This is a genomic window from Allobosea sp. 2RAB26, assembly GCF_052115465.1.
Taxonomy (GTDB): domain Bacteria; phylum Pseudomonadota; class Alphaproteobacteria; order Rhizobiales; family Beijerinckiaceae; genus Allobosea.
Genome location: NZ_JBFRGS010000006.1, coordinates 449,052 through 457,500 on the forward strand (window position 1 = coordinate 449,052; position 8,449 = coordinate 457,500).

Below are 8,449 nucleotides of genomic sequence, written 5' to 3' on the forward strand. Positions count from 1 at the left end.
ATAGCGGCCCCGGTCCACCACGACGCAGCGCGCGAGCCGGCAGAGAAGAACACGGCGGGTTGGGATTGCCGGGCTCAGCTGTTGCCGAAGGCATTCAGCCGTGGGGCGGGCTGTCGCGCCACGCCGGTTTGATGAAGCTGCGATAGCCTTCGTTGCCGAGCAGCAGGCTTCGCCCCAGGCCCGCGAGAAAATCGACATCGCCGGATTTCAGGCTGAGCGTGTTGTGCAGCTGGAGAATGCGCGCCTTCTCTGCTTGCCCGCTCACATCCGCGAGGGACAACCGCACCACGCTGACATCGAGCCTTCCGCACCCGGCCTGTGCTCCTGCCCTGCCGCAGCGCCAGCGAACCAGCCGGTCACGCCAGTGCGCAGCCTCCCCTTCCAGCGCGTCAAGGCTCATCCGGCTGGCGCTATCGATCATCGCATCGGCAGCCGCAACGATCGCCGACGGCGCTGTCGGGCCCTCGACCGCGCTGGACATCTCGCCACCGACACGCGTGGAGGCATCGGCCACGATGATGATCAGGCGCTCCAGATGCCGCGCGGCAGCGATGCCCAGAGGTTCCGGCGCAGGCTGCTTGAGCGACCTGATGAGATTTCGCACCGCAAGATTGTCGACGAGGCCGCCGTCAAGCAGCTTGAGATAGCGGAGATCCGGCGCACTGGCGTATCGCGCCTGGGACTCCGCAACATGCCTGTCGAACTGGGAGCTCCCGGCAGGCAGCCGGACCGCGGCCGGCGCATTTCGGGCAACGGGACAGTCCCCGGTGAAATTCTGCAGGACGACCGGAGCGAAAGCGACCGGCACCGCGGACGAGGCCGCGACCGCGTGCGCCAGGGGGAAGCTGTCATAGTCGCTGCAGATCGAGCGGAAGCTCGCCCGATCGAACGGGAACGGCGCCCGATTGTAGAGATCCGTCGCGTGCAGCAGGAGCCTTGGTCGTCCGCGTTGACCGAGATCGCCCATCGTTGCGCCACCATACAGGCTGGCATCCAGCCAGGCCGCAAGACCGGAGAGATCATTGACGCCACCATGATAGGCGCGCAGCAGGTTCTCGGGCGTATAGGCCATGCGCAGCGACGCTTCTGCGTCCTGGTCGAGAAAGGCGCGGCGGAACTCCGGCAAGGCTCGCGGCCCGTGCAGGGCCAGATGGGCGGCAAGAATGGCCCCACCGGAGACACCGGCGACCACGCCAATATCGTCGGCGAGCCTGCGCGTCTCATCGCCCGGAGACGGCTGTTCGGCCAATGCCGACAGCACGCCATATCCGAAGGCCGCGGACCGCGCTCCTCCGCCTGAGAATGCGAGGATCACGCCGGTGCGTGCCGGAACTCCCGCGGACAGCCGCACTGCAGGAGCGGGGTCATGCATCAGCGGCGCGTTCGAGGGGAGGTTGGCGGGCGCGGCACACGCTGCAGTCCAGAGCGCAAGCATCGCCGTCATCAAGAGGGGGCGCCGCGCTCTGGCGACACGCCCGCAGCGAGCAGCAACAGTCAGGAAACAGGCTTTCAACGATGCCGGCCTTCTCAGCCGCGACAACGTCTCCGCACGATGCGTGACCATTCGCTGGCCAGCGACATCTCGCCCGCGTGGGTTATGTCAGCATTATGCCCTGGCAGGAGGGATCAACCGCGGGCGGCGGCAATGTAATCCGGAAGCGCGCGCCGGACGCGGCCGGGTCGAGGGCGGTGATCTGGCCGGAATGGCGCCGAACGATCTCCTGGACGAGGTGCAGCCCCAATCCCGCTCCCCGCTCGCGCGGCGCCAGCCGGCAGAACGGCTCGAAAATGCGGTCGCGCTGATCGACGGGCACGCCAGGCCCCTCGTCGGCGACCTCGATCGTCCGCTCGCGCCCGACAGCGATCGTGATCGTGCCGTGGCGTCCGCCGTGCTGGATTGCGTTCTGCACGAGGTTGGCCAGCGCCCGTTCAAGCGCGGACTGGTCGCCCCATGCTGCAACCTGGTCGGCCTCAGCCTCGAAGGCCACCTGATAGCCTGAGGCGATCGCCAGCGGCGCGAGATCGGCGGCGACACGCCGGCCGATCGTCACGACGTCGATCCTGGCAAAATCCTTGGTGCTGTGATCGATCCGTTGCAGGTCGAGCAACTGCTCCGCCATGACGGCAAGCCGCGCTACGTCTTCGTAAAGCCGCGCCCGCTGAGCCGTATCCGGCAGGATATCGAGCCGCGTCTGCAAAATCGCGATCGGCGTCCGCAGCTCATGTGCAGCATCACCGAGAAAACGCTTGTGCCGCACATGGCCTTCGTCGAGCCGCTGCAGGGCGCGGTTGACCGCAGCGACGACCGGGGTCAATTCGCTCGGGGTGGCGTCGGTCGGCAGGCGTTCGCCGTGCCGTTCGATATCGATCCGCTCGGCCTGCTCCGCTACCTTTCCAAGGCCGGCAAGCGCCCTGCGCACGACGATAGGCGTTGCAATGATCGTCGCCAGCCCCATGACCACAAGGGCCGGAAGAACGAAGCTCATGAAGACGATCAGGAGCCCCTGAACGAGCCAGCTCAGCGGCGCCTCTGCCCCCGGTCCGGTTGCAATCTGGATCTGCCCCGCGGCGCCATCGACCCAGCGGATCAGTGCATTCGTGCGCGGGGGATCGCCAAGATTCCAGCCGAGCCTCGCAACCCCGACATCGTCGAGCGCGTCGCCGATGCGTGCGAAATGGGGCGGCGGAGCTCCCTCGGTCAGCGTATGGCCAAGCCGGTCGCGCACGATGAACCAGAGATCGGGAACATCCGACCGCAGCTTCGCCAGCGCCGGCGTCGTTTGCAGGACAAGCCTGCCGGCAGGATCGCGCGTGACCGCGCTCTTCAGCACATCGACCGTCACATCCTCGGATTCGAAATTGAACAGATGGCCGCCGAGGTAGAGCGCACCGATGACCAGGACGACGAGCAGCGAGAGCGTCGCGGCCTGCAACGCGAGGAGGCGCCGGACGAGGCGCCATTTCAGCGAATGCGCGCGGGGCCAGGTCATGCCGCGTGTTTGAGGAGATAACCGACGCCGCGAATTCCGTGAATCTCGAGGCCGGCCCCCGCCTTCGTCAGCTTCCGACGCAGGTTCGACACATGCATGTCGAGCGCATTCGATTGGATTTCGTCATCGAAGCCGTAGACCGCCTCCTCCAGCGCGGCACGCTGCACCGTGCGCCCACGTCGGCGCAGAAGAGCCTCGAGCACCAGCAGCTCCCGGCGCGGCAAATCGAGCCCAACCCCATCAATGGTCGCGCAGCGATCATGCCAATCATAGTCGAGGCGCCCTGCCCGTATCCGATCGGGAGCCATCACCGGCGCACGGCGGAGCACGGCTCGCAGCCGAGCCAGCAACTCGTCGATCGCAAACGGCTTGGCGAGATAGTCATCGGCTCCGATGTCCAGGCCCTTGACCCGGTCCCCGAGGTCGCCCCGCGCGGTCAGCACGATCACCGGCGCGATCTGCTTGCGGGCACGAAGCCTCGGGATCAGCGTCAGGCCGTCGCCGTCCGGCAATTGCCGGTCGAGCAGAATTGCGCTGTGCGCCGCAGTCGCGATCGCCTCCTCCCCTTCCGCCAGCGTGGTGACATGGTCGACGACCATGTCGTGCTGGGCCAGGGCTGCGCGGAGCGCCGCCGCCATTTCCGGCTCGTCTTCCACCAGGAGAATGCGCATGGCTAGGACAGGCTCGCTTTGACCCAGCCTCTCCTGACGCAGCAACATTGCCGCGAGGTTGCGCGCATTCGAAGTCCCCCTCGACGAGAGGGTGCTTGCCAGGTTCCGGCGAGACGATCCGCTCATTCCGGCCGCCCTGGATCGCGGCGCAGCCTACGCCCTTCCGGGATCGCAGGTCATGGTGTCACCACCGCGCGATGGGCGGCAGCTTCGCCGCATATCCAGGCCCGAAAGGCCGCAATGGCCGGCCTTTCGGCGGAGATCTCGGGGCAGACCAGACAATATTGATGTGGCCCTCTGACCTGATGCGGGAAGGGCCGGACGAGGCGACCCGCATCAAGATAGTCCCCGATCAGGACATTGGTGGCGAGGGCTATGCCCTGGCCCGAAGCGGCCGCCTGCAAGGCGAGGAACATGTGCGAGAAGCTCGGCCCTCGCGTCGCATCGATGTCAGGCAGCCCAACCGCGGACAGCCAGCGCGGCCAGGTGACATAATCGAGTATTCCATCCGGGATCTCATGCAGCAGCGTGTGATGGCGCAAATCAGCGGGCTCCTGCAGGGGCCGGTCGGGATCACCGAGCAGGGTGGTGCTGCAAACCGGAAAGAAATTCTCCTCCATCAGCAGGTCCGAGCGCAGGCCGGGATAGAGGCCGCGGCCGGAGCGGATCGCCACGTCCACATCCTCGCCGTCGAAATTGGTCAAACCCGTCGAGATCGAAACGCGCACCTCAAGATCGGGGTGACGCTCCTTCAGCGAACCGAGGCGGGGGATCAGCCAAGTGAGGGCGAAGGTCGGCAATGTGCTGACAGTCAGAATACCGGGCGCATCAGGCCGTAAGGCGCGCGCCGTGGCCTCGTTGAGCTGATCGAGCAGCAGCGAAACGGTCGCGGCATAGCGTTCCCCGACCGCCGTCAGGGCGACGCCCTTGCTCGGCAGGCGCGTAAAGAGAGGGCGGCGCAGCCAGGCCTCAAGCGATCTCACCTGCTGGCCGACCGCACTGGCGGTGACGGCGAGTTCGTCCCCGGCCTTCTCGAAGTTGAGGTGCCGGGCCGCGGCTTCGAAAGCGCGCAGAGAGGTCAAGGGCGGAAGGTGGCGGCGCGTCATGGGGAAGCGAAGGAAACCTTGGGCTGAAGCCAAGAAGTTCGCATTTGCTTGGACCCCAGGCAAGGAGCAGATTTGCTGGCGAAACCTGAGACAAGGGAGGCCGTCATGTCGACCAGGCCAGCCATAGAAAACCTTCTGCCACTCCCTGCCGCACCGTCGATTCACGGCCTGTCGCGCCTGCTGCTCCGTCTTGAAACCTGGCTCAACGCCAAAGCCAGCGCACGCGCGCTCTACCGCATGGATGACCGTGCATTGTCAGATATCGCGCTTTCCCGCAGCGACGTGGAGCGCGTCAACGCCACGGTCCGACTGCCGGATTGACGGCTTTGCCGGCAGAGTGCCGGGTTTCTGGAGGACGCGGCGGCGACGGGGTCTTTGCGCGGCTTGATCGTGCATCGTGAAGCCGGGATCACGGTCAGGCCCGTCGCAACCGAGAGGCGCGGCCCTTCGTTCCTCAATAGGTTTTGGCCAGGTATTCGGCGATCGCCTTGGCATCGGCCTCGTCGATCGGGGCGCGGTAGACCTTGATCATCTTCTGCACCTCGGCGTCCCAGAAGGCCTGCCCCTTCTTCGGCGGCTGGAAGTTGACGTAGTCGACCGAGTGGCACGACATGCAGTTGTTCTTCGCCGCCTCGAAGCCGGGACCGGGGCCCGGCTTGAGCACCGCCGTTTCAGCGGGCAGTTGATAGGTTTTCGGCATTGCCAACGCCACACCGGCCAACGCCACACCGGCAAGGCAGAGCCCGAAAGCCGACGCCCCAATGAAGCGCAAGGTCATGACCACCTCCATCACGCGGCCGTCACGCGCGTCGTCTCGACGACATTGCGCATATAGCCCGCCGGATTCCACAAGGGCTCGATCGGCTGCGATTGGCCGATCCGGTTGGTCGCCCTGACCATCAGCACATGCTCACCCTTGGGCAGCCGGACCGCTGCCTTCCATTCGCGGAAAGAATATTTTCCGAGATTTTCGCCAAGCGCCGCCGCAAGCCAGATTGTCCCACCATCCGGCGAAATCGCGACATCGGTGACGCCATAGCCGCCGTCAAAGGCGATGCCGCGCAGCATGACATCTGCATTGGCCCTCACCGTTGCCCCGTTCTGCACGCTGGTGATGAAGGAGCGGACGCTGAAGCGGTTGATCGGCACGGTCGCGGTCGGCGCCTTGCCGGGCTCGGTGCAGGCACAGGCATTGGCGGGGATGCGATAGGCCGACGTCATCCAGAACCCATCGAAGGCCTTGTCGAGCACAGCGATCTCGCGGAGATGCTTGACCCAATAGGTTCCGAAATAGCCCGGCACCACCAGGCGCACCGGGAAACCATTGAGCCAGGGCAGATCCTCGCCGTTCATGGCGTAGGCCAGCATGACCTCGCCGTCGCGGGCATGGTCGATGTCGAGCGCCTTGATGAAATCCGGCGTGTCGGGGATCATCGGCCCGTCGAGGCCGTCGAAGGACACCTGCACCGCCCCGGCCTGGACACCCGCCTTGTCGAGCACAGCCTTGAGCGGCACGCCCCTCCAGCGTGCATTGCCCATCGCACCGTTGGCGAGCTGGCCGCCGGCGACGCGCGGATCGAACAGGCCGCGGCTGTTACCGGAGCACTGGTTCACGGCGATGATCTCGGCTGGCTCGAACCCCGTCTTCAGTTCCTGAAGCGAGAGCGATAACGGCTTGTCGACCTTGCCCGTGATCGCGATGCGGAAGGCGTCCGGATCGATCTCGGTCGGGATATCCGCCAGGTGATAGCGCACGAAGAACGCATCGTTCGGGGTCAGAAGCCCGTCATTGAAGACGCCGAACGGGGTTTCGAGCTGGGGCGGCCGCGCCGTCAATTCAATCAGCGGGCGTTTGCCGGGATAAGCGACGAGCGACCGCTCACCATTGTCGAAGGGGAGCCACACAGTTTCGGCCGCGAAGGCAGCGAGACCTGCGCCCTCGCCCACTGCCACCCCCAGCCCCAGCACGGCGCGCCCCGCCGCTTTGAGCATTTGCCGTCTGTTGAACATGGCGCTCCTCCGCAGGACATATTCCTGGCGAATAGAAAGGCACGCAGGCTCGGTTCGTGGTTCTCCGCGGCTGAAGCGCCGCGGCTCAGGCAGTGCGAACCCGGGGCCGCTCGGCAGCCCGCTTCGTTGGTCCGCGATCAATCTAATACAGGTAAGGGCCGACCGCCACGGCTGGGATGCCGGAGACATGCCTCGGATGGGCGCGACCGACATGCCACGCAGAACCGGGGCCGTCGCGCGGACGAATCGACGTTTTCAACAAAATGCGAATCGGCTGTTGACACCCGAAACCTGATTCGCTTAAACACTGCTCATCGAGACGGCGCCGCCGCTGGCGGGGCCGCTCTACTGCGCTTCATGAGAGCTTCGGGCCTTGTAGCCGAGAGATCGGTTGGCCTGCTTGTCTTTGTTAGACGCACCGCTGTTTGAAAACTGAAGACAGAAAGAGAAACGTGGACGGCAACAAACTCATCCAATCTGAGAGTTTGATCCTGGCTCAGAGCGAACGCTGGCGGCAGGCTTAACACATGCAAGTCGAACGGGCACTTCGGTGCTAGTGGCAGACGGGTGAGTAACACGTGGGAACGTACCTTTCGGTTCGGAATAATTCAGGGAAACTTGGACTAATACCGGATAAGCCCTTCGGGGGAAAGATTTATCGCCGATAGATCGGCCCGCGTCTGATTAGCTAGTTGGTGAGGTAATGGCTCACCAAGGCGACGATCAGTAGCTGGTCTGAGAGGATGATCAGCCACATTGGGACTGAGACACGGCCCAAACTCCTACGGGAGGCAGCAGTGGGGAATATTGGACAATGGGCGCAAGCCTGATCCAGCCATGCCGCGTGAGTGATGAAGGCCTTAGGGTTGTAAAGCTCTTTTGTCCGGGAAGATAATGACTGTACCGGAAGAATAAGCCCCGGCTAACTTCGTGCCAGCAGCCGCGGTAATACGAAGGGGGCTAGCGTTGCTCGGAATCACTGGGCGTAAAGGGCGCGTAGGCGGACTCTTAAGTCGGGGGTGAAAGCCCAGGGCTCAACCCTGGAATTGCCTTCGATACTGAGAGTCTTGAGTTCGGAAGAGGTTGGTGGAACTGCGAGTGTAGAGGTGAAATTCGTAGATATTCGCAAGAACACCAGTGGCGAAGGCGGCCAACTGGTCCGATACTGACGCTGAGGCGCGAAAGCGTGGGGAGCAAACAGGATTAGATACCCTGGTAGTCCACGCCGTAAACGATGAATGCCAGCCGTTGGGGTGCATGCACCTCAGTGGCGCAGCTAACGCTTTAAGCATTCCGCCTGGGGAGTACGGTCGCAAGATTAAAACTCAAAGGAATTGACGGGGGCCCGCACAAGCGGTGGAGCATGTGGTTTAATTCGAAGCAACGCGCAGAACCTTACCAGCTTTTGACATGTCCGGTTTGATCGACAGAGATGTCTTTCTTCAGTTCGGCTGGCCGGAACACAGGTGCTGCATGGCTGTCGTCAGCTCGTGTCGTGAGATGTTGGGTTAAGTCCCGCAACGAGCGCAACCCTCGCCCCTAGTTGCCATCATTCAGTTGGGAACTCTAGGGGGACTGCCGGTGATAAGCCGCGAGGAAGGTGGGGATGACGTCAAGTCCTCATGGCCCTTACAGGCTGGGCTACACACGTGCTACAATGGCGGTGACAATG

The 8,449-nt window shown here is 64.1% G+C and carries 7 protein-coding genes and 1 rRNA gene (1 of these 8 running past the window's edge); 2 read left to right on the plus strand and 6 right to left on the minus strand.

Annotated elements, in window-relative coordinates; genetic code table 11:
- Positions 1-94: 94 nt before the first annotated feature.
- The 4 genes from AB4118_RS14650 to gcvA all read right to left on the minus strand — a co-directional run bounded on the left by AB4118_RS14650 (position 95) and on the right by gcvA (position 4,767).
- Entirely contained in the window at positions 95-1,444 is a 1,350-nt protein-coding gene (locus AB4118_RS14650; protein WP_441490409.1) for a patatin-like phospholipase family protein, read from the minus strand.
- Positions 1,445-1,595: 151 nt separating this feature from the next.
- Positions 1,596-2,990, minus strand: coding sequence for a sensor histidine kinase (locus AB4118_RS14655; RefSeq protein WP_441490410.1), 1,395 nt, complete (start codon positions 2,988-2,990; stop codon positions 1,596-1,598).
- Complete coding sequence (locus tag AB4118_RS14660; protein ID WP_441490411.1) at positions 2,987-3,661, minus strand: response regulator; 675 nt, start codon at positions 3,659-3,661, stop codon at positions 2,987-2,989. Before AB4118_RS14660 ends, AB4118_RS14655 begins: the two co-directional genes overlap by 4 nt.
- Before the next feature lie 176 nt (positions 3,662-3,837).
- Complete coding sequence (gene gcvA, locus AB4118_RS14665) at positions 3,838-4,767, minus strand: transcriptional regulator GcvA (RefSeq protein ID WP_441490412.1); 930 nt, start codon at positions 4,765-4,767, stop codon at positions 3,838-3,840.
- Positions 4,768-4,872: 105 nt separating this feature from the next.
- Between gcvA and AB4118_RS14670 the strand changes: the two genes are divergently transcribed.
- Complete coding sequence (locus AB4118_RS14670; RefSeq protein ID WP_069877934.1) at positions 4,873-5,088, plus strand: DUF1127 domain-containing protein; 216 nt, start codon at positions 4,873-4,875, stop codon at positions 5,086-5,088.
- Between the two features lie 133 nt (positions 5,089-5,221).
- On the opposite strand, the gene sorB is transcribed toward AB4118_RS14670, so the two are convergent.
- Positions 5,222-5,545: a SorB family sulfite dehydrogenase c-type cytochrome subunit gene (gene sorB / locus AB4118_RS14675; RefSeq protein ID WP_441490413.1), complete on the minus strand. Its 324-nt coding sequence runs from the start codon at positions 5,543-5,545 to the stop codon at positions 5,222-5,224.
- Positions 5,546-5,556: 11 nt separating this feature from the next.
- Positions 5,557-6,777 carry a SorA family sulfite dehydrogenase catalytic subunit gene (gene sorA / locus AB4118_RS14680; protein WP_441490414.1) on the minus strand — a complete coding sequence of 407 codons (1,221 nt, stop codon included), beginning with the start codon at positions 6,775-6,777 and terminating at the stop codon, positions 5,557-5,559.
- Between the two features lie 473 nt (positions 6,778-7,250).
- Here sorA and AB4118_RS14685 point away from each other — a divergent pair.
- Positions 7,251-8,449: ribosomal RNA gene (locus AB4118_RS14685) — 16S ribosomal RNA — on the plus strand; it runs 288 nt beyond the window's last position.

What these genes read in the sequence shown, in the direction of transcription:
- sorB (WP_441490413.1), bottom strand. Translation starts at nt 5,545, where the DNA reads ATGACCTTGCGCTTCATTGGGGCGTCGGCTTTCGGGCTCTGCCTTGCC.
- AB4118_RS14670 (WP_069877934.1), top strand. Translation starts at nt 4,873, where the DNA reads ATGTCGACCAGGCCAGCCATAGAAAACCTTCTGCCACTCCCTGCCGCA.
- AB4118_RS14650 (WP_441490409.1), bottom strand. Translation starts at nt 1,444, where the DNA reads ATGACGGCGATGCTTGCGCTCTGGACTGCAGCGTGTGCCGCGCCCGCC.
- gcvA (WP_441490412.1), bottom strand. Translation starts at nt 4,767, where the DNA reads ATGACGCGCCGCCACCTTCCGCCCTTGACCTCTCTGCGCGCTTTCGAA.
- sorA (WP_441490414.1), bottom strand. Translation starts at nt 6,777, where the DNA reads ATGTTCAACAGACGGCAAATGCTCAAAGCGGCGGGGCGCGCCGTGCTG.
- AB4118_RS14660 (WP_441490411.1), bottom strand. Translation starts at nt 3,661, where the DNA reads ATGCGCATTCTCCTGGTGGAAGACGAGCCGGAAATGGCGGCGGCGCTC.
- AB4118_RS14655 (WP_441490410.1), bottom strand. Translation starts at nt 2,990, where the DNA reads ATGACCTGGCCCCGCGCGCATTCGCTGAAATGGCGCCTCGTCCGGCGC.